This window comes from Rhizobium sp. AG207R, from assembly GCF_027109195.1.
Lineage (GTDB): Bacteria > Pseudomonadota > Alphaproteobacteria > Rhizobiales > Rhizobiaceae > Rhizobium > Rhizobium dioscoreae.
This window is the reverse complement of the sequence record NZ_JAEPVT010000007.1, coordinates 387826-406053: the sequence shown is the minus strand read 5'-3', so window position 1 is coordinate 406053 and position 18228 is coordinate 387826. Positions and strand designations below refer to the sequence as shown.

At 60.0% G+C, this 18228-nt stretch carries 19 protein-coding genes; 15 read left to right on the top strand and 4 right to left on the bottom strand.

Annotated elements, in window-relative coordinates; translation table 11 throughout:
- Positions 1-7 precede the first annotated feature (7 nt).
- The 5 genes from JJQ51_RS19290 to JJQ51_RS19270 all read left to right on the top strand — a co-directional run bounded on the left by JJQ51_RS19290 (position 8) and on the right by JJQ51_RS19270 (position 3774).
- Entirely contained in the window at positions 8-943 is a 936-nt protein-coding gene (locus JJQ51_RS19290) for a heme/hemin ABC transporter substrate-binding protein (RefSeq protein ID WP_269245114.1), read from the top strand.
- Positions 944-980: 37 nt separating this feature from the next.
- Complete coding sequence (locus JJQ51_RS19285; RefSeq protein WP_269245136.1) at positions 981-2054, top strand: FecCD family ABC transporter permease; 1074 nt, start codon at positions 981-983, stop codon at positions 2052-2054.
- 7 nt (positions 2055-2061) lie between these two features.
- Complete coding sequence (locus JJQ51_RS19280; RefSeq protein ID WP_269245113.1) at positions 2062-2853, top strand: heme ABC transporter ATP-binding protein; 792 nt, start codon at positions 2062-2064, stop codon at positions 2851-2853.
- 156 nt (positions 2854-3009) lie between these two features.
- Positions 3010-3360 carry a glycine zipper domain-containing protein gene (locus tag JJQ51_RS19275; RefSeq protein WP_113330223.1) on the top strand — a complete coding sequence of 117 codons (351 nt, stop codon included), beginning with the start codon at positions 3010-3012 and terminating at the stop codon, positions 3358-3360.
- A gap of 9 nt (positions 3361-3369) precedes the next feature.
- The gene (locus JJQ51_RS19270) at positions 3370-3774 is read left to right on the top strand and encodes a hypothetical protein (RefSeq protein WP_113330224.1); all 405 of its coding nucleotides are present in this window, start codon (positions 3370-3372) and stop codon (positions 3772-3774) included.
- 146 nt (positions 3775-3920) lie between these two features.
- On the opposite strand, the gene JJQ51_RS19265 is transcribed toward JJQ51_RS19270, so the two are convergent.
- The gene (locus JJQ51_RS19265; protein WP_004107036.1) at positions 3921-4472 is read right to left on the bottom strand and encodes an RNA polymerase sigma factor; all 552 of its coding nucleotides are present in this window, start codon (positions 4470-4472) and stop codon (positions 3921-3923) included.
- An 11-nt stretch (positions 4473-4483) separates the two neighbouring features.
- Complete coding sequence (locus JJQ51_RS19260) at positions 4484-4690, bottom strand: NepR family anti-sigma factor (RefSeq protein WP_069611679.1); 207 nt, start codon at positions 4688-4690, stop codon at positions 4484-4486.
- Positions 4691-4951: 261 nt separating this feature from the next.
- On the opposite strand from JJQ51_RS19260, the gene JJQ51_RS19255 reads away from it, so the two are divergent.
- The 4 genes from JJQ51_RS19255 (at position 4952) to preA (ending at position 10089) form a co-directional block, all read left to right on the top strand.
- Positions 4952-5746, top strand: coding sequence for a response regulator (locus JJQ51_RS19255; protein ID WP_069611680.1), 795 nt, complete (start codon positions 4952-4954; stop codon positions 5744-5746).
- Between the two features lie 147 nt (positions 5747-5893).
- Positions 5894-6925, top strand: a complete 1032-nt coding sequence (locus JJQ51_RS19250) for a sensor histidine kinase (RefSeq protein WP_113330226.1) — start codon at positions 5894-5896, stop codon at positions 6923-6925.
- 478 nt (positions 6926-7403) lie between these two features.
- Positions 7404-8762, top strand: coding sequence for an NAD(P)-dependent oxidoreductase (locus JJQ51_RS19245; RefSeq protein ID WP_113351715.1), 1359 nt, complete (start codon positions 7404-7406; stop codon positions 8760-8762).
- Between the two features lie 13 nt (positions 8763-8775).
- The gene (gene preA / locus JJQ51_RS19240) at positions 8776-10089 is read left to right on the top strand and encodes an NAD-dependent dihydropyrimidine dehydrogenase subunit PreA (RefSeq protein ID WP_113330228.1); all 1314 of its coding nucleotides are present in this window, start codon (positions 8776-8778) and stop codon (positions 10087-10089) included.
- 92 nt (positions 10090-10181) lie between these two features.
- On the opposite strand, the gene JJQ51_RS19235 is transcribed toward preA, so the two are convergent.
- Entirely contained in the window at positions 10182-10826 is a 645-nt protein-coding gene (locus JJQ51_RS19235) for a TetR family transcriptional regulator C-terminal domain-containing protein (protein WP_113330229.1), read from the bottom strand.
- 307 nt (positions 10827-11133) lie between these two features.
- Here JJQ51_RS19235 and JJQ51_RS19230 point away from each other — a divergent pair, with 307 nt between their 5' ends.
- Positions 11134-12387: a Zn-dependent hydrolase gene (locus JJQ51_RS19230; protein WP_269245112.1), complete on the top strand. Its 1254-nt coding sequence runs from the start codon at positions 11134-11136 to the stop codon at positions 12385-12387.
- A gap of 238 nt (positions 12388-12625) precedes the next feature.
- On the top strand, positions 12626-14080 hold the full coding sequence (gene hydA / locus JJQ51_RS19225; RefSeq protein WP_113351713.1) for a dihydropyrimidinase: 1455 nt from the start codon (positions 12626-12628) through the stop codon (positions 14078-14080).
- Positions 14081-14215: 135 nt separating this feature from the next.
- Here hydA and JJQ51_RS19220 read toward each other — a convergent pair whose 3' ends face one another.
- Positions 14216-14629, bottom strand: a complete 414-nt coding sequence (locus JJQ51_RS19220) for a cupin domain-containing protein (protein ID WP_113351712.1) — start codon at positions 14627-14629, stop codon at positions 14216-14218.
- A gap of 124 nt (positions 14630-14753) precedes the next feature.
- Here JJQ51_RS19220 and JJQ51_RS19215 point away from each other — a divergent pair, with 124 nt between their 5' ends.
- The 4 genes from JJQ51_RS19215 (at position 14754) to JJQ51_RS19200 (ending at position 18207) form a co-directional block, all read left to right on the top strand.
- On the top strand, positions 14754-15545 hold the full coding sequence (locus JJQ51_RS19215) for an ABC transporter ATP-binding protein (RefSeq protein ID WP_113351711.1): 792 nt from the start codon (positions 14754-14756) through the stop codon (positions 15543-15545).
- Positions 15546-15851: 306 nt separating this feature from the next.
- Complete coding sequence (locus JJQ51_RS19210; RefSeq protein WP_113351598.1) at positions 15852-16187, top strand: hypothetical protein; 336 nt, start codon at positions 15852-15854, stop codon at positions 16185-16187.
- A gap of 2 nt (positions 16188-16189) precedes the next feature.
- Positions 16190-17077, top strand: coding sequence for an ABC transporter permease (locus JJQ51_RS19205; RefSeq protein ID WP_113330235.1), 888 nt, complete (start codon positions 16190-16192; stop codon positions 17075-17077).
- Positions 17074-18207 (top strand): ABC transporter permease, encoded by a 1134-nt coding sequence (locus tag JJQ51_RS19200; protein ID WP_269245111.1) that lies wholly within the window; start codon positions 17074-17076, stop codon positions 18205-18207. Before JJQ51_RS19205 ends, JJQ51_RS19200 begins: the two co-directional genes overlap by 4 nt.
- The last annotated feature ends 21 nt before the right edge of the window (positions 18208-18228 follow it).

The window sequence follows — 18228 nt, the reverse complement described above, 5'->3', positions numbered from 1 at the left end:
GATGGTCATGACGATGTTCAAGAACTTCAAGCGCATCAGGCCGTGGGAAGTCGCCCTGACCGTGATGGTAATGGCCCTACCGCTCGTGCCGGCCAACCCGATCGCGGGCCTTGGCAGTTTCGTGCGCCATGCGCACGCCACCGAAACGGCCAAGACGCCGGATACCTCGCGCCTCGTCGCCATCGGCGGCGATGTGACAGAGATCGTCTATGCGCTCGGCGAGGAAAAGCGGCTCATCGCCCGCGATTCCACCAGCCTTTATCCGAAGGAAGCGACCAAGCTCCCCGATGTCGGCTATATGCGCGCGCTGTCGCCGGAAGGCATTCTGGCCGTCAATCCGACCGCCATCATTGCCGTCGAAGGCTCCGGCCCGCCGGAAGCACTGGCCGTGTTGCGCAATGCCAGCCTGCCCTTCGAGACCGTGCCGCAACACTACGATCGCGACGGCATTCTGAAGAAGATCGAAGTCGTCGGTGCGCTGCTTGGCGTGCCAGACAAAGCCAAGGCCCTGGAAGCCAAGGTCGCCGCCGATCTCGATGCGGCCATCAATGAATCAGCCAAGCGCCCAGAGGCCGAGCGTAAGCGCGTCCTTTTCGTGCTCAGCAACCAGAACGGCAAGATCATGGCCTCGGGCACCAATACGGCTGCCGACGGCATCATCAAGCTTACCGGCGCAACCAACGCGATCAGCGGCTTCTCCGGCTACAAATCGGTGACGGATGAAGCCATCATCGAAGCCAAGCCGGACGTCATCCTGATCATGGATCGCGAAGGGCCGCTGTCGATGTCGAACGAAGACCTCCTGAAGCAGCCGGCCATTTCGCTGACGCCGGCCGCGAGCCACAAGGCGATCGTGCGCATGGATGGCCTGCACCTCCTCGGCTTCGGACCACGCACGGCCAGCGCCATTCGCGAGCTGAACGCGGCGATCTACGGAGGCTGACGTGGCATTCAACGATGCCATGGCCGGGCTGAAGCAGATGTCGCAAACCACGGCACGCCGACGCGAGGGGGATCGCAGCACGCTTGCGATCTTCGTTATCGCCAGCCTCTTAGTGGTTTCGGCAGCCGCCTTTCTGTTTTCGATCACGACAGGCGCATCGAATGCTTCGGTCATCGATGTCGTAAAGGGCATACTGACCGGCAGCACGGAAAGCACGCTTAGCATCCGCGACCGCATCGTCATTTTCGAGATCCGCCTGCCCCGCGCGGTCCTCGGCTTCCTGATCGGCGGCGGGCTGGCGGTTTCGGGTGCTGTCATGCAGGGCCTTTTCCGCAATCCGCTGGCCGATCCCGGCCTGATCGGCGTATCTGCCGGTTCCAGCCTCGGTGCGGTTGCCATGATCGTCCTCGGCGGCGGCGTGCTTGCCCCGGTTGCGCATATCCTCGGCGTCTTCGCTCTTCCCATCGCCGCCTTCATCAGCGGTCTGGCAACGACGATATTGCTTTATAAAGTCGCAACCCGGTACGGGCAGACCTCCATCGCGACCATGCTGCTGGCCGGCATCGCGCTCGGTTCGCTGGCGCTGGCGGCAACGGGAATCCTCATCTACATGGCCGACGACCGGCAATTGCGCGACCTGACCTTCTGGAGCATGGGATCGCTGGCGGGTTCGACCTGGAGCAAGGTCGCAGGTGCCGGCCCGATCATCGTCCTTTCGCTTCTGCCCCTTCCCTTCATGGCGCGCGGGCTGAACGCGCTGACGCTCGGCGAGGCGGCCGCTTTCCACATGGGGATATCGGTGCAGCGGCTGAAGAGTATCGCCATCGTCAGCGTTGCTGCGGCGGTCGGCGCCTCCGTCGCCGTCAGCGGCGGTATAGGCTTCGTCGGCATCGTCGTCCCGCATATCCTGCGCATGGTCATCGGCCCTGACCATCGTTTCCTGCTGCCGGCCTCGGCACTGCTGGGCGGCTCGTTGCTGGTCGCTGCCGATGTGGTCGCCCGCACCATCGTTTCTCCGGCCGAGCTACCGATCGGCATTCTGACGGCTGGCGTTGGCGGTCCCTTCTTCCTGTGGATGCTGCTCAGGCAGCGCTCGCGTCTCAACCTGTGAGTTCGGGATGATCGATGTTTCCAATCTGAGCATCCGGCTTGCCGGCAAACCGGTCGTGCAGGATATATCCTTCACGGCCGAGGCCGGCACGCTGACCGCCATTTGCGGGCCGAACGGCTCCGGCAAAACCACGACGATGAAAGCCATCTCAGGCGAGCTCGCCTATAGCGGCGGCATCCATATGAACGGTGTTGAAATCAAGGCCCTGGAGCCATGGCAGCTTGCTGAAATGCGCGGCGTCCTGCCCCAAGCAAGCTCGATATCCTTCCCCTTCACCGTCCGCGAGATCGTGCGCATGGGCCTGACCAGCGGCCGCAATAGCCATCCGGAGCAAGCCGATCGTATCGCGATGGAGGCGCTTGCTGCCGTCGATCTCGGCGGCTTCGAAGGCCGCTTCTACCAGGAGCTTTCCGGCGGCGAACAGCAGCGTGTCCAGCTCGCGCGCGTGCTCTGCCAGATTTCCGAGCCCGTCATTGACGGCAAGCCTTGCTGGCTGCTGCTCGACGAACCTGTTTCCAGCCTCGACATCAGCCATCAGCTCACCATCATGACGCTTGCACGGCAATTCTGCCGGCGTGGCGGCGGCGTCATCGCCGTCATGCACGATCTCAACCTGACCGCGCTTTTTGCCGACCGGATGGTCCTGCTCAAGAACGGTCGGCTGCAGGCCACGGGATCGATCAAGAACGTGTTGACGGACCAGCACCTGCAGCAAGTCTTCGGTTGCAACCTGCGCGTCAACCGCGTTCCCTCCGACGGTGCTCCCTTCGTTCTCGCCCACAGCGCACTGGCCGACTGACGCCCGCACATCCGGAACTTTTTGTTGCATCCGCGCGTTGAGATGACGCGGTCGGAATCGATGTTCCGAGCGTAGAATGTTCTGGTGTGTCGGAAAATTCCGATCATCACGAAAACAGGTGCCTCCAGGGGCGCCCTAAGCGAAAGGGAGCTGAACATGGCCACATCCTTCCTCCATTCGACGCGCGGCAAGCGCAATGGCAGCAGCCTGCATGATGTCGAAGCAACCATCGAAGAACAGATCGACTCGCTGCGCGAAGAAGTTGCGGCCTTTGCCAAGCTGATCGGCGAGAATGGCGCAAAGCAAAGCAAGAAATGGCGCGCAAATGCCGAGTCGGGACTTGATGATCTCGCGGTCCGCGGTGAAGAATTGCTGCACGATTTGCAGCGCGGCTATGCAAGGGGCTCGCGTGAAGTGCGCAGAACCGTACGCCAGCATCCCGTCGCCACCATCGGCGCGGCTGCCGCCTTCGGCCTTGCCGTCGCCCTGCTTTTGTCTCGCCGCTAGGGTGGCGGGATGATCGCTCCGATCCTCGGCCTACTTCTGTCAGGCACGTTCAACCGTACCGTTGCGCGGACCAAGCGCAACGGTATTTTCATTGCCATTGCCGTCCTCCTGCTGCTGACGGCCTATGCCTTCGCCCTGATCGCGGCTGCCATCTGGCTTGCGACGATCTACGGTGCTGCGGTTTCGGCGCTGCTGATAGCGGCAGGCGCGCTCTTGCTTGGCCTGATCGTGCTCGTCATCATGGCAATCATCGACAAGCAGGAACAGCGCAGAGTCCGCGAACGCCGACTGGCAATGGAATCGATGGCAGCCGCTGTCGTCGGCCTCGTACGCAAGCAGCCGCTGATGACCGCCGCCGTTGCTGCTGCCCTCCTCCTCGGCAACCTGTTTTCATCGAGCGACGAAGACGATTGAGCCGCCGGGCGCGTCACGCACGGAAGCGCCGCGACTGAAAAAAGAGAAGCTGCACGGATTGTTAAATGAAAAGCCCGGTCGGAGTGAACTGACCCCCGAAAGTTGGACACAACCTTCAGGGGTCAGTTCAGAGGACCGGGCTTTTGTCAGAAGGCGAATGCCTTGGAAGTCAGCGGCGCCGATGTGGCGTCCGGGCCGAAATCGGCCTCACCGGAAATATCCAACAATTCCTGCAGCCGCTGGCGCGCGCGGTTGACGCGGCTCTTGATGGTGCCGACTGCGCAGCCGCAAATCTCGGCCGCCTCCTCATAGGAAAATCCGGATGCGCCCACCAGGATGATGGCTTCGCGCTGATCGGGCGGCAGCTGGTCCAATGCCTTGCGGAAGTCCTGCAGGTCGACGGCGCCATATTGCGAGGGATGTGTCGCCATCGATTCGGTGAATACGCCGTCGCTGTCCTGCACTTCACGGCCGCTCTTGCGCATCTGGCTGTAGAGTTCGTTGCGCAGGATGGTGAAGAGCCAGGCCTTCATATTGGTGCCCATCTCGAAATGGTCCTGCTTCGCCCAGGCCTTCATGATCGTGTCTTGAACGAGATCGTCGGCTCGATCGTGGCGGCCGGTCAGAGAAATGGCAAAGGCTCGGAGACTCGGGAGGGCGGCGAGAAGTTCGCGCTTGAAGCTCGTTTGCGTTTCCATGGCGCCACCTCCTATTCGGAGACCTTTGCGGAGGCCAAGCGTTCGGCTTGATCGAGCTTCTCCAAAAGATCCAGGAAGCGATCAGGAATGGCTTCGTCCTGCATGGCGGCATAGAACGAACGGAGCCGGTTGCCGATCTGATTGTTGGGGTCGAGGATATCCATCGCACGCAGGTCCGATGCCTTCTTGTCTGCGTCCTCATGATTCTGGATGGTCATTTGGCCTGCTCGCTTCTCAATTGTCTCGCGTTCATGGATAAGGCGCGCCCTTGCCTCCCCGTTTGGGAGAGCGGTTGACCTCATTCAAAACAGTTGCCTAACGAATCGTAAAGGTTGAGGTCATCCGATTGTAAGCATTGTAATGCGACTGCCTAAAAAAAGTTCCGACAAAGAGGAACTTTTTTACTCAACTGACGTTTGTTAGTCATTGCGGCCTCTGGGCTGTATTTAATTAGAATTTGATAAAGGCGGGAGCCATTGATGACACTTTCCACACGCATTGCGCCGCATCTTCCGTATTTGCGGCGTTATTCACGTGCTTTGACCGGAACACAGACGTCGGGGGACGCCTATGTTGCTGCGGTTTTGGAAGCCATCATCGCCGACATATCCATCTTTCCGGACACCGACAGCGACCGCGTCGCACTCTATAAACTGTTCACGAAGCTGTTCGGTTCCGTGACACTTCAGATTCCTGAACCGGCCTCACCTTTCGCCTGGGAACAGCGCGCATCCGTAAACCTTTCCAAGGTCTCGCCACTTGCGCGTCAGGCTTTCCTGCTCGCATCTGTCGAAAGTTTCCGCCTCGGCGAGATCGCCGATATTCTCGATGTCTCTGAAAGCGATGCCATGCACCTGCTCGATACCGCCTCCCAGGAAATCTCGCGCCAGGTGGCAACGGATATCATGATCATCGAGGATGAGCCGCTGATCGCAATGGACATCGAGCAGATGGTGGAGAGCCTCGGACACCGCGTCACCGGCATTGCCCGCACCCACGCCGAAGCCGTCGCTCTTTATAATGCGACGAAGCCGAGCATGGTGCTTGCCGACATCCAGCTCGCCGACGGCAGTTCGGGCATCGATGCAGTCAACGACATCCTCAAGACCGCCAGCATCCCGGTCATCTTCATCACCGCCTTCCCCGAGCGGCTGCTGACCGGCGAGCGGCCGGAGCCGACTTTCCTCGTGACTAAGCCTTTCAATCCAGACATGGTGAAGGCCCTCATCAGCCAGGCACTCTTCTTTAACGAAACCACAAAGGTGGCCGCCTGATCCAAGTGAAAACCCCATGGCGGAACAAAGACCATAACCGGGCGTTTGGGTTCGAAACGGCCGGTTTACCGACTGTTATCCGCGGCGATTCTATAGGTCGGTTCAAGTTGTTACGAGTGAGAATGCCCTATCGGCGGGGTTCTCGAAATGCGTGTGAAAGGCAAGCCGGTGAATACGTCTGAACCATTACCCGGCGCGCCTTTGAGCTTGGAAGGCAAAGCCGCTCTGATGGAGCGGGCGCTTACGAGCGCCAGTGTGTCCATCCTGTTCCAGGATGTAAATCTTTCGATCCGTTATGCCGACAATCTGCCGGACCATCTGCAGTCGTCTGTCGTCATGGGCGGCAATGACTCGCATCTCTTTGGAGAAAAGGATGGCGAGCACCTCTTGCGTTTGAAACGGGGCGTGCTCGAAAGCGGCAAGCCAGCAACCGCCGAGGTTGAGATCGCCAGCGGCGACGGCGCACGGATCTACGAGCTGAAAATGGAACGCATCGGCGGGCGCAAGCCGCAAGGCGTGCTGTCTGTCATTTCCGAAATCACCGAGAGCCGCCACCGCGAAAAAGTGCTGAAGTCGCTGCTGCGCGAACTGTCGCATCGCTCCAAGAACCTGCTCGCCATCATTCAGGGTATCGCCACGCAGACCGCCCGCCACACGCTTTCCGTCGACAATTTCCTCATCAAATTCCGCGGCCGTCTGCAATCCCTGTCGAATTCGCAGGATCTCATCACGGATTCCAGCTGGCGCGGTGCATATTTGTTCGAACTGGCGGAAAAGCAGTTCGCCCCCTATTGGCCCGATGCAGGCGTGCCCATGCCGATCTACGGCATCAACGCACATCTGACGCCCAATGCCGCCGTGCATCTGGGGCTTGCTCTGCACGAGCTCATCGTCAATTCCGCCTCGCATGGCGCCATCTCGACCGGCGCCACCAGCATCACGTTGAATTGCAAGGAAGCCGAGCTCGACGGCAAGAAGGCGATTGAGGTCGCCTGGTCTGAGCGTTTCTACGCGCCCGCTGACCATGAATTCGAGGACAATAGCTTCAGCCGCACGGTGCTTGAACGCGTCGTGCCGACGTCCATGAATGGCCGCGCAGACTTCGCCATTGACGACGGCAGCATCGGCTATCGGCTCACCATTCCCGAAACTGAATATGAAATCCTAAGACGCCGCTAGCGGCCGGCGGGAGCACAATAAAACAGCCAGTGCGAGGGCGGCGCACTGGCTGCTTTGCACTCATCGGGAGGGGACCGTGAGTAGAGTCCTGAGACGTATTGGGCGTGCATCAGGAGATGCGATCATCATCAGGACATCGACATAACGATGCTGCAAAGCCTTGGTTCCACCCAGATCCAAAAAAATTCATCAACTTTTTACATTTCAGCACAGCCTCTGACATGGCGTCCCTCCAATTGCAGACAGGCGCTCGCAGTCATTGTCGTGCCTCAAATCTTTCCGAACCGCGTGCGGAAAAGAAGAAAAACTATTTAAATCATATCTTTAAGATAAAAGCTCCAGTGATCGAAAACGTTCTCGTTCTCCCACAGGAAGGCGTATCGAGGCACGCTTTGCGATCAAAATTTTACCGTTTGATAAATTTTTTAAGCTGAGTTACCGTTCCAGTACTAGCCGTTTACTATAAGAGGGAACTTCAATGGGACGACTGGAAACTGGGATTCATAAAGGCAGGCTCACGCCCGCCGAATATGATGCAAACTTTTCCGATCTTCACCCGCGCCTCACCAAGCATGAGGCGCTGGTCGCATCCGACCGCTGCTATTTCTGCTACGACGCGCCGTGCATGACGGCCTGTCCCACCTCCATCGACATTCCGATGTTCATCCGCCAGATCTCCACGGGCAATCCCATCGGCTCGGCGAAAACGATCTTCGATCAGAACATCCTCGGCGGCATGTGCGCCCGCGTCTGTCCCACCGAACAGCTCTGTGAGCAGGCTTGCGTGCGCAATACTGCCGAGGAGCGCCCGGTCGAGATTGGCCGTCTGCAGCGCTATGCAACCGATACGGCGATGGCTGAGAACAAGCAGTTCTATACGCGCGCCGAATCCACCGGCAAGAAGATCGCCGTCATCGGCGCCGGTCCGGCCGGTCTTGCCTGCGCACACCGTCTTGCGGTCAAGGGTCATGACGTTACCATCTTCGATGCCCGCGAGAAGGCCGGCGGCCTGAATGAATATGGCATCGCAACCTATAAGGCCGTCGACGACTTCGCGCAAAAGGAAGTCGACTATGTGCTCGCCATCGGCGGTATCGAGGTGAAAAACGGCCAGGCACTCGGCCGCGATTTCAGCCTTTCCGACCTCTCTCAGCAATATGACGCCGTCTTCCTCGGCCTCGGCCTTGCCGGCGTCAACGCACTGCGCGCCGAAGGCGAGGATCTCGAGGGCGTCGCTGATGCCGTTGCTTACATCGCCGAACTGCGCCAGGCTGGTAACAAGGCCGATATCGCCATCGGCCGCCGCGTCGTCGTTCTCGGCGGCGGCATGACCGCGATCGACGCAGCCGTGCAGGCAAAATTGCTCGGCGCCGAAGAGGTGACGATCTGCTATCGCCGCGGCAAGGAACACATGAACGCCTCGGAATTCGAGCAGGATCTGGCCGCCTCCAAGGGCGTCATCATCCGCCATTGGCTCGCGCCGAAGCGCATCCTTGACAAGGACGGCAAGGTCGCTGGCATCGAGGTCGAATATACCGAGCTGCGTGACGGCAAGCTCGTTGGCACCGGCGATGTCGGCGTCATTGCTGCCGACCAGATCTTCAAGGCGATCGGCCAGACGTTCGAAGCCTCAGGCCTCGGCGCGCTGCGCATGGAATCCGGCCGCATCGCCATTGATGGCGAAGGCCGCACCTCGATCGAAGGCGTATGGGCCGGCGGCGACTGCGTGCTTGGCGGCGACGACCTGACGGTTTCGGCCGTGGCACAGGGTCGCGACGCGGCCGAATCCATCAACCGTGCGCTCGCTGCCGCCACGCCGGCCGCTGCAGTCGCCTGAAAGGAGAACCGATATGGCTGATCTCCGCAATAATTTCGTTGGCATCAAGTCTCCGAACCCGTTCTGGCTGGCCTCCGCGCCGCCGACCGACAAGGCCTATAACGTCGAGCGCGCCTTCAAGGCGGGCTGGGGCGGCGTCGTCTGGAAGACGCTCGGTGAAGAAGGTCCACCAGTCGTCAACGTCAACGGCCCGCGCTACGGCGCGATCTGGGGCGCCGACCGACGTCTGCTCGGTCTCAACAACATCGAACTGATCACCGACCGCGACCTCTATACCAACCTGCGCGAAATGAAGCAGGTGAAGAAGAACTGGCCGGATCGCGCGTTGATCGCCTCGATCATGGTCCCCTGCGTCGAGGATGCCTGGAAGGCGATCCTGCCGCTGGTCGAGGAAACGGAAGCCGACGGCATCGAACTCAACTTCGGCTGTCCACACGGCATGTCCGAGCGCGGCATGGGTTCCGCAGTCGGACAAGTGCCGGAATATATCGAAATGGTCGTGCGCTGGTGTAAGCAGTACACGCGCATGCCCGTCATCACCAAGCTGACGCCCAATATCACCGATATCCGCAAACCTGCCCGAGCCGCCAAGGCCGGCGGCACCGATGCCGTGTCGCTGATCAATACGATCAACTCGATCGTCTCCGTCGATCTCGACAATTTCGCTCCGAACCCGACTGTCGGCGGCAAGGGCAGCCATGGCGGCTATTGCGGCCCGGCGGTGAAGCCGATCGCGCTCAACATGGTGGCCGAGATAGCCCGCGATCCTGAAACCTATGGCCTGCCGATATCGGGCATCGGCGGCATCACCACCTGGCGCGATGCAGCGGAATTCCTCGCGCTCGGCGCCGGCAACGTGCAGGTCTGCACGGCAGCCATGACCTATGGCTTCAAGATCGTCGAGGAGATGATTACCGGCCTTTCCGACTGGATGGACGAGAAGGGACATCGTACTCTGGACGATGTTATCGCCCGCGCCGTGCCGAATGTCTCCGACTGGCAGTATCTGAACCTCAACTACATCGCCAAAGCGAAGATCGACCAGGATGCCTGCATCAAGTGCGGCCGCTGTCACATCGCCTGCGAGGACACCTCGCATCAGGCGATCACCAACATGGTCGATGGCGTCAGGCGCTTCGAGGTGATGGAAGAGGAATGCGTCGGCTGCAATCTGTGCGTCAACGTCTGCCCGGTCGAGAACTGCATCACCATGGAAGAACTGCCGGCCGGCGCCCTCGACAAGCGCACCGGCAAGATCGTCGATCCGAACTATGCCAACTGGACGACGCATCCGAACAATCCGATGGCACGCCAGGCGGCGGAATAACGGTAAAGTCCGCAATCATTCAAAAGGCGACCACAGCTTGCTGCGGTCGCCTATTATTTTAGGCGCAATCCTCCGAAGGATCGAGCCGCGGCTCAGCCCTGACGAATCCGAAGCCCGTCGACGAAAAGCTGTTCCAGATAGCGGGCAGCATCCTCGAAACGTCCCTCGCCAGAATGCTCGTCGCCAAGCACCGCGCGCACTTGTACGTCGAAATCCGCATAATGCTGTGTGGTCGACCAGATCGAAAAGATCAGGTGATAAGGATCGCATTTGGCGATCTTGCCGGCTTTTGCCCAGGCGCGGATGACCTCGGCCTTCTCGTCCACAAGCGCCTTCAGCGGCCCACGCAGCTCGTCCTCAACATGCGGCGCGCCCTGCAGCATTTCATTGGCAAAAAGCCGGCTTTCGCGAGGAAAATCACGGGCCATCTCGAGCTTGCGGCGGATATAGGAACGGATCTCGCTTTCGGGGTTGCCATTGGCATCGAAAGCGCGCAGCGGCTCCAGCCAGGTAAACAGCACCCGGTCGATCAAGGCCCGATGCATCGCCTCCTTGGTGCGGAAATAGTAAAGCAGATTGGGCTTCGACATGCCCGCTACTTCGGCGATCTGGTCGATGGTCGAGCCACGAAAACCGCTGACGGAAAATACGTCCAGCGCGGCTTCCAATATGATTTCCTCTTTCTCTTCCTGGATACGGGTACGGCGCTGCGTCCTGGCGGCTCTGGGGATGGCCATATCTGCTCTGTTTCTCCTTGAAATCCAAGCCTTTCGGCCGTTCCCTCATTCACCCTGTCGATGCATCGGATCTGGCAATCGCCTGAAATTTTATCGGAATTTTTCGTGCTTTTCGTCTTGAGCCGCGCCACGGAAGTTGTAATGTTTACCAATCGGTCAAATTATCTGTCAGATGTCTCCTAAAGGCAACTGGCGATTTCCGGGCAAGAAAAACAAGACGGCGCTCCGGAATTTGAAATAAGACCAACGGGAACAATTTCGGGCATGCGCCTTGCGTGCCCCAGGACAAACAGGTGAGGATTGCATCATGGTGGCAGCGCCAGGAGAAAACCTGCGTATCAATGGCGATCGCCTTTGGGATACGCTGATGGACATGGCGAAAATCGGCCCCGGCATTGCCGGCGGCAACAATCGCCAAACGCTGACCGATGCCGACGCCGAAGGACGCAGCCTTTTCAAGACCTGGTGCGACAAGGCCGGCCTGACCGTCGGCGTCGACAAGATGGGTACGATGTTCGCGACCCGCGCCGGCACCGATCCAGATGCGCTGCCCGTCTATGTCGGCTCGCATCTCGATACCCAGCCGACCGGCGGCAAGTATGACGGCGTGCTCGGCGTGCTTGCCGCGCTGGAGGTTGTGCGCACGATGAATGACCTCGGCATCAAGACCAAACATCCCATCGTGGTCACCAACTGGGCCAACGAGGAAGGCGCGCGCTTCGCGCCCGCCATGCTCGCCTCCGGCGTCTTTGCCGGCGTGCACACACTTGATTATGCCTATGGCCGCAAGGATCCCGACGGCAAGACCTATGGCGAGGAGCTGAAGCGCATCGGCTGGCTCGGCGACGAAGAGGTCGGTGCTCGCAGGATGCATGCCTATTTCGAATATCATATCGAACAGGGCCCGATCCTGGAGGCCGAAAACAAGACGATCGGCGTCGTCACGCACTGTCAGGGCCTTTGGTGGCTGGAATTCACGCTGACCGGCAAGGAAGCGCATACAGGCTCGACGCCGATGGCCATGCGCGTCAATGCCGGCCTCGCTATGTCGCGGATCATCGAGATGGTGCAGAGCGTCGCCATGGAAAACCAGCCGGGGGCGGTCGGCGGTGTCGGCCAGGTTTTCTTCTCGCCGAATTCGCGCAATGTCCTGCCTGGCAAGGTGGTCTTCACCGTCGACATCCGCACGCCGGACAAGGAAAAGCTCGATCGCATGCGTACCAAGATCGAAACCGAAGGCAAGAAGATCGCCGATGCCCTCGGCGTCGGCTGCTCTGTCGAAGCCATCGGCCATTTCGAGCCGGTCACCTTCGATCCCAAGCTCGTGACTTCCGTGCGTAACGCGGCTGAGAAACTCGGCTACAGCCATATGAACATCATCTCCGGCGCCGGTCACGATGCCTGCTGGGCCGCCAAGGTTGCCCCCGCCACCATGGTCATGTGCCCCTGCGTCGGCGGCCTCTCCCACAATGAGGCCGAAGAAATCTCCAAGGAATGGGCGACCGCCGGCGCGGATGTGCTGTTCCACGCAGTCGTTGAGACGGCGGAGATCGTGGCTTGATCATGGCTCACGCCCGGCCATCCCCCTCATCCGCCCTTCGGGCACCTTCTCCCCGAGGGGAGAAGGGGCTTCCCTCCGTTGCGCCATCTTTCTCAACAAACCGCGGACACAATCAGAAATTGTGTTGCACCAAAGGCTCGCCACACCTCTCCTTCTCCCCTCGGGGAGAAGGTGACCCGAAGGGTCAGATGAGGGGGCGCCACGGATGCCAGACTCTTAAAAACAGGGAACAGACACCATGAGCACAGTCATCAAGGGTGGAACCATCGTCACGGCCGATCTGACCTATAAGGCGGATGTGAAGATCGAAGGCGGCAAGATCGTCGAAATCGGGCAGAATCTCTCGGGTAGTGAAGTGCTGGATGCGTCCGGCTGTTATGTCATGCCCGGCGGCATCGATCCGCACACGCATCTGGAAATGCCGTTCATGGGCACCTATTCCTCCGACGATTTCGAGAGCGGTACCCGCGCTGCCCTTGCCGGCGGCACGACGATGGTGGTGGATTTTGCACTCCCCTCGCCCGGCCAGTCGCTGCTCGAGGCGCTGACCATGTGGGACAACAAGTCCACCCGCGCAACCTGCGACTATTCCTTCCACATGGCAATCACCTGGTGGGGCGAACAGGTCTTCAACGAGATGGAAGCTGTCGTCCGCGAGAAGGGCATCAACACATTCAAGCATTTCATGGCCTATAAGGGCGCGCTTATGGTGGATGACGACGAGATGTTCTCTTCCTTCCAGCGCTGCGCCGAGCTTGGCGCTTTGCCGCTCGTCCACGCCGAAAACGGCGATGTGGTCGCGCAGATGCAGGCAAAGCTGCTGGCCGAAGGCAACAACGGCCCGGAAGCGCATGCCTATTCCCGCCCGGCGGAAGTCGAAGGCGAGGCAACGAACCGCGCCATCATGATCGCCGACATGGCCGGTTCGCCTGTCTATATCGTTCATACCTCCTGCGAACAGGCGCATGAAGCCATCCGCCGCGCTCGGCAGAAGGGCATGCGCGTCTATGGTGAGCCGCTGATCCAGCACCTGACGCTCGACGAAAGCGAATATGCCAATGCAGATTGGGACCATGCCGCCCGCCGTGTCATGTCACCCCCCTTCCGCAACAAGCAGCATCAGGACAGCCTCTGGGCCGGTCTCGCCTCCGGCTCGCTACAGGTGGTGGCGACCGACCACTGCGCCTTTACGACCGAGCAGAAGCGTTTCGGCCTCAACGACTTCACCAAGATCCCGAACGGAACCGGCGGCCTTGAGGATCGTATGCCCATGCTCTGGACCTACGGCGTCAACACCGGCCGGCTGACGATGAACGAGTTCGTCGCGGTCACGTCGACCAACATCGCCAAGATCCTCAACGTCTATCCGAAGAAGGGCGCGATCCTTGTGGGCGCCGATGCCGATATCGTCGTCTGGGACCCGAAGCGCTCGAAAACCATCACCGCCAAGACGCAGCAGTCGGCGATCGATTACAACGTCTTCGAGGGCAAGGAAGTGACCGGCCTGCCGCGCTATACGCTGACGCGCGGCATCGTCGCCATCGAGGAAGGCACGGTCAAGACCCGAGAAGGCCACGGCGAGTTCGTCAAGCGCGAGCCCTTCACCGCCGTCAACCGGGCACTTTCCACCTGGAAAGAAGTCACCGCGCCACGCAAGGTGCAGCGCAGCGGCATCCCGGCAAGCGGGGTATGACGCTTGGGCACGGCGCTTCGGCTCATCGGCCATCTAGAGCAATTCCAGGAAAAGTGCGCAGCAGTTTTCCGTCCGGAATTGCGTAGAAACAAGGAGATAGAGCATTTTCGCGATTCAAAGAAAAGCGAGACGGCTCTAGCACGGCACATACCGTTCCAGATCCGGCAGCAGGACGACGCTTTCCTGCTCGTTCGGATCGGTGCGGGCGATGACCGCTGTCGCCGGCCGGTCGCTCAAGTTCGCGGGAAGATGCGGGACGCCGGCCGGAATATAAAACATCTCGCCCTCGCGCACGATGACATGCTCTTCCAGCTGGTCGCCGAACCAGCAATGCGTCTCTCCGGAAATCGCGTAGATCGCCGTCTCATGCGAGGCGTGAAGATGCGCCTTGGCGCGGGCACCCGGCGGGATGGTCAGAAGATGCATGCAAATCCCCGTCGAGCCCACTGTCTCGGCGGCAATCCCTTCGAAATAATTGAGACCCTGTTTTCCGGCATAGGTACTGCCGGGCCGCACGAGACGGCAGGTGGGCTTCGATGAGACACTCATGGCATTGCTCCCCTCTGTTCAGTAGCCCCAAGACCTTCTCGCCTCTCCGGACTGCGGCAATGCCAAACAGGATAACACGCAATCCGCCTCAAACATGCGGCGAAAACAGGACTGGTAGGTGTTAATGACGTCATCCGCTTCCTCCGTCGTCTCCGCGCGGAATCTCTGTCTCACCTACAATACGAATGACGGGCCGGTGCATGCGCTGAGCAATGTCGATCTCGATGTTCGCAAGGGCGATTTCGTCTCCTTCATCGGCCCTTCGGGCTGCGGCAAGACCACCTTCCTGCGTGTCATCGCCGACCTCGAGCGTAAGACATCGGGCGATATCAGCGTCAACGGCATGTCGCCGGAAGATGCCCGAAAAAATCGCGCCTATGGCTATGTCTTCCAGGCCGCAGCCCTTTATCCCTGGCGGACGATCGAGAAGAATATCGCCCTGCCGCTCGAAATCATGGGCTATGACAAGCAAGAGCAGGTCAAGCGCATCGCCCGGACGCTGGAACTCGTCAATCTCAACGGCTTCGAACACAAGTTTCCCTGGCAGCTGTCCGGCGGCATGCAGCAACGCGCCTCCATTGCCCGCGCCTTGGCTTTCGATGCCGATCTTCTCCTGATGGACGAGCCCTTCGGCGCACTGGACGAAATCGTTCGCGACCACCTCAACGAACAGCTGCTGAAACTCTGGAAACAGACGAACAAGACCATCTGCTTCGTCACCCACTCCATCCCGGAAGCAGTCTATCTCTCGACGAAGATCGTCGTCATGTCGCCGCGGCCGGGCCGCGTCACCGACGTCATCGAATCGACGCTACCGACGGAGCGGCCGCTTGACATTCGCGAAACGGCGGAATTCCTGGAAATCGCCCACCGCGTCCGGGAAGGGCTGAGAGCAGGGCATAGCTATGAGGAATAGGATGATGGACGGCTCCGTCGCGCGACGGCCCCTCACCGTACCGAGCCCAAGGCAATCGCATATAGGAGCAGGTCGGTGCGGTCTTTACCTTCTCCCCTCGGGGAGAAGGTGGCCCGAAGGGTCGGATGAGGGGGTTAACCGCTTCAAAGCCATCGGCTTCCGCTTTCTTGGCAAGCCCCCTCATCCGCCTGGCGGCACCTTCTCCCCGAGGGGAGAAGGAGGTGCGCTGAAGCAGCCTCATTCTCATGCAATTGCCGTACTGTCGGAGCCGGGAAAACAACGCCGCTCCGCAATCGGAGGAATATCATGAACCCGCAATTCCTCCTCTGGCTTGTCGGCGCGATGGCGATCTTTATCGGCGGTGCCACAGCTTCGCGCGCCTATATCGCCAACAACAACATGTTGGTCTTGATCCTGTCGCTCGCGCTCTATTGTATCGGCAATCTGATGATGGTGCGGTTGATGCGCGAGGGCGGACTTGGCCTGGCGATCTCCGCTTCCTCCATCGCGCAGCTCGTCGTCGTCAATGTCATCGCCTTCATCGTCTTCGGCGAACGGCTGAGCCTGCAGCAACTTGCCGGCGTGGGTCTTGGCATCATCGCCATGATCCTCATGCTGCTTCCCGCGCAAGGAAGGGCATGAGCATGGAAAAGGAACAGTTCTTCAAGCACAAGTTCCTGCCGGTCACGACGATCATCCTGGCGATTGTCCTGCTCTGGTATGTCTTCGCCGTCATTCTCAATGCGCCATTCCAGCGCGATCTCGACCGGCGCGGCAACGTAACACCGACGATGGTAGAATTCATCGGCAAGACGCTGTCGCAGCCGAAACCGACCCTGCCCGCGCCGCACCAGGTAGCGCAGAATGTCTTTGAAAACACTTTCCTGCGAGTGCCGACAAGCAATCGCAGCCTCGTCTACAACGCTTGGATAACGCTGGCGCCAACAGCAGTCGGCTTTGCCTTTGGCACGATTCTCGGCGTCCTCTTTGCAGTCGGTATCGTCCATCTCGTCGCGCTCGACCGCAGTCTCATGCCCTGGATCATCGCGTCGCAGACGATCCCGATCCTCGCCATCGCGCCGACGATCATCGTCGTCTTCAGTGCCCTTGGCATAGACGGGCTGATCCCGAAGGCGTTGATTTCCACCTATCTGTCGTTCTTCCCGGTCACGGTCGGCATGACGAAGGGCCTGCGCTCTCCGGAAATCATGCATCTCGATCTGATGCGCACCTATAATGCCAGCAGCTGGCAGACCTTCTGGAAGCTGCGCGTGCCGGCTTCGGTCCCCTTCCTCTTCACCTCCATGAAGGTCGCGATCGCCGCAAGCCTGGTCGGAACGATTGTCGGCGAGCTGCCGACGGGCGCAGTCGCCGGCATCGGCGCAAAACTGCTCGCAGGCTCCTACTACAGCCAGACGATCGACATATGGGCCGCTCTCGTGGCAGGCTCTGTGCTTGCGGCCGTTCTCGTGGGCATCGTCAGCATTGCGGCGCGCATCGTCGACCGTTCGATGGGAGGCAGAACGGCATGAGATCCTTTCTTTTCTCCTGGCAGGGCATTCTTGCACTTCTTCTCTGTCTTGCAGCCATCCCCGCATTGCCGCTGCTCGCAGCGGATGCCGCGGCACCCGTCAGCAGCGGAACTACCTTCGTCATCTTCATTCTGATTGCTGCGGCGGCCGCCCTCTCCTTCATGCGTCTCTCCGATGAGCTAAGCGCATCGATCCTCTTCTTCGGCGCACATGCCGCAGCATGGCTGCTGCTTGCCGGAATTTCCGGCAATGAAGGCAAGGCACAGCTATCCTTCTTCATTCTGATTGCCGCTTCATGGCTGCTGGCCTGGCGCTGCGTTTCCGTCCTGTCGTCGATGCGTTTGCACTCGACCGCCGGCAACTATACGCTGCGCCTGCTGATCCCGGCGATCTTTGGCATATGGATACTGATCATCTGGGAAGCTGTCACTCGCGGCGCCGGCGTTTCCCTGGTCCTTCTGCCGCCGCCAAGCGCCATCGGCGCCAGGATCGCCAATTCGATTCCGACATTGTGGATCGATGTCCGCCAGACGATCCTCACCGCCGTCCTGATCGGCTATATCATCGGCTGCGCCAGCGGCTTCATCGTCGCCATTCTTGCGGACCGCTTCGCCTTCCTGCGGCGCGGCCTGCTGCCGATCGGCAATTTCGTCTCGGCCCTGCCGATCATCGGCGTCGCACCGATCATGGTCATGTGGTTCGGCTTCGATTGGCAGTCGAAAGCCGCCGTCGTCGTCATCATGACCTTCTTCCCGATGCTGGTGAATACGGTGACAGGCCTTGCCGCCGCCGGCAATATGGAACGCGACCTGATGCGCACCTACGCATCGAGCTACTGGCAGACGCTCTTCAAGCTGCGCCTGCCCGCCGCCGCCCCCTTTATTTTCAATGCGCTGAAGATCAACTCGACCCTGGCGATGATTGGTGCCATCGTGGCGGAGTTCTTCGGCACGCCCATGTCGGGCATGGGTTTCCGCATCTCAACCGAAAATGGCCGGTTGAACCTCGATATGGTCTGGGCTGAGATCGCGGTTGCCGCGATTGCCGGCTCGGTCTTCTACGGTATCGTCGCCATCATCGAACGAATGGTGACGTTCTGGCATCCGTCTATCCGTGGTGGGCAGACGTAATCCAGGATCCCCTCCAAGGGA

Coding starts and splice junctions, on each gene's coding strand:
- JJQ51_RS19205 (WP_113330235.1), top strand. CDS start 16,190: ATGGAAAAGGAACAGTTCTTCAAGCACAAGTTCCTGCCGGTCACGACG.
- JJQ51_RS19290 (WP_269245114.1), top strand. CDS start 8: ATGACGATGTTCAAGAACTTCAAGCGCATCAGGCCGTGGGAAGTCGCC.
- JJQ51_RS19265 (WP_004107036.1), bottom strand. CDS start 4,472: ATGGAAACGCAAACGAGCTTCAAGCGCGAACTTCTCGCCGCCCTCCCG.
- JJQ51_RS19245 (WP_113351715.1), top strand. CDS start 7,404: ATGGGACGACTGGAAACTGGGATTCATAAAGGCAGGCTCACGCCCGCC.
- JJQ51_RS19210 (WP_113351598.1), top strand. CDS start 15,852: ATGAACCCGCAATTCCTCCTCTGGCTTGTCGGCGCGATGGCGATCTTT.
- JJQ51_RS19200 (WP_269245111.1), top strand. CDS start 17,074: ATGAGATCCTTTCTTTTCTCCTGGCAGGGCATTCTTGCACTTCTTCTC.
- JJQ51_RS19250 (WP_113330226.1), top strand. CDS start 5,894: ATGCGTGTGAAAGGCAAGCCGGTGAATACGTCTGAACCATTACCCGGC.
- JJQ51_RS19275 (WP_113330223.1), top strand. CDS start 3,010: ATGGCCACATCCTTCCTCCATTCGACGCGCGGCAAGCGCAATGGCAGC.
- JJQ51_RS19255 (WP_069611680.1), top strand. CDS start 4,952: ATGACACTTTCCACACGCATTGCGCCGCATCTTCCGTATTTGCGGCGT.
- JJQ51_RS19235 (WP_113330229.1), bottom strand. CDS start 10,826: ATGGCCATCCCCAGAGCCGCCAGGACGCAGCGCCGTACCCGTATCCAG.
- hydA (WP_113351713.1), top strand. CDS start 12,626: ATGAGCACAGTCATCAAGGGTGGAACCATCGTCACGGCCGATCTGACC.
- JJQ51_RS19215 (WP_113351711.1), top strand. CDS start 14,754: ATGACGTCATCCGCTTCCTCCGTCGTCTCCGCGCGGAATCTCTGTCTC.
- JJQ51_RS19220 (WP_113351712.1), bottom strand. CDS start 14,629: ATGAGTGTCTCATCGAAGCCCACCTGCCGTCTCGTGCGGCCCGGCAGT.
- JJQ51_RS19260 (WP_069611679.1), bottom strand. CDS start 4,690: ATGACCATCCAGAATCATGAGGACGCAGACAAGAAGGCATCGGACCTG.
- JJQ51_RS19270 (WP_113330224.1), top strand. CDS start 3,370: ATGATCGCTCCGATCCTCGGCCTACTTCTGTCAGGCACGTTCAACCGT.
- JJQ51_RS19280 (WP_269245113.1), top strand. CDS start 2,062: ATGATCGATGTTTCCAATCTGAGCATCCGGCTTGCCGGCAAACCGGTC.
- JJQ51_RS19230 (WP_269245112.1), top strand. CDS start 11,134: ATGGTGGCAGCGCCAGGAGAAAACCTGCGTATCAATGGCGATCGCCTT.
- preA (WP_113330228.1), top strand. CDS start 8,776: ATGGCTGATCTCCGCAATAATTTCGTTGGCATCAAGTCTCCGAACCCG.
- JJQ51_RS19285 (WP_269245136.1), top strand. CDS start 981: ATGTCGCAAACCACGGCACGCCGACGCGAGGGGGATCGCAGCACGCTT.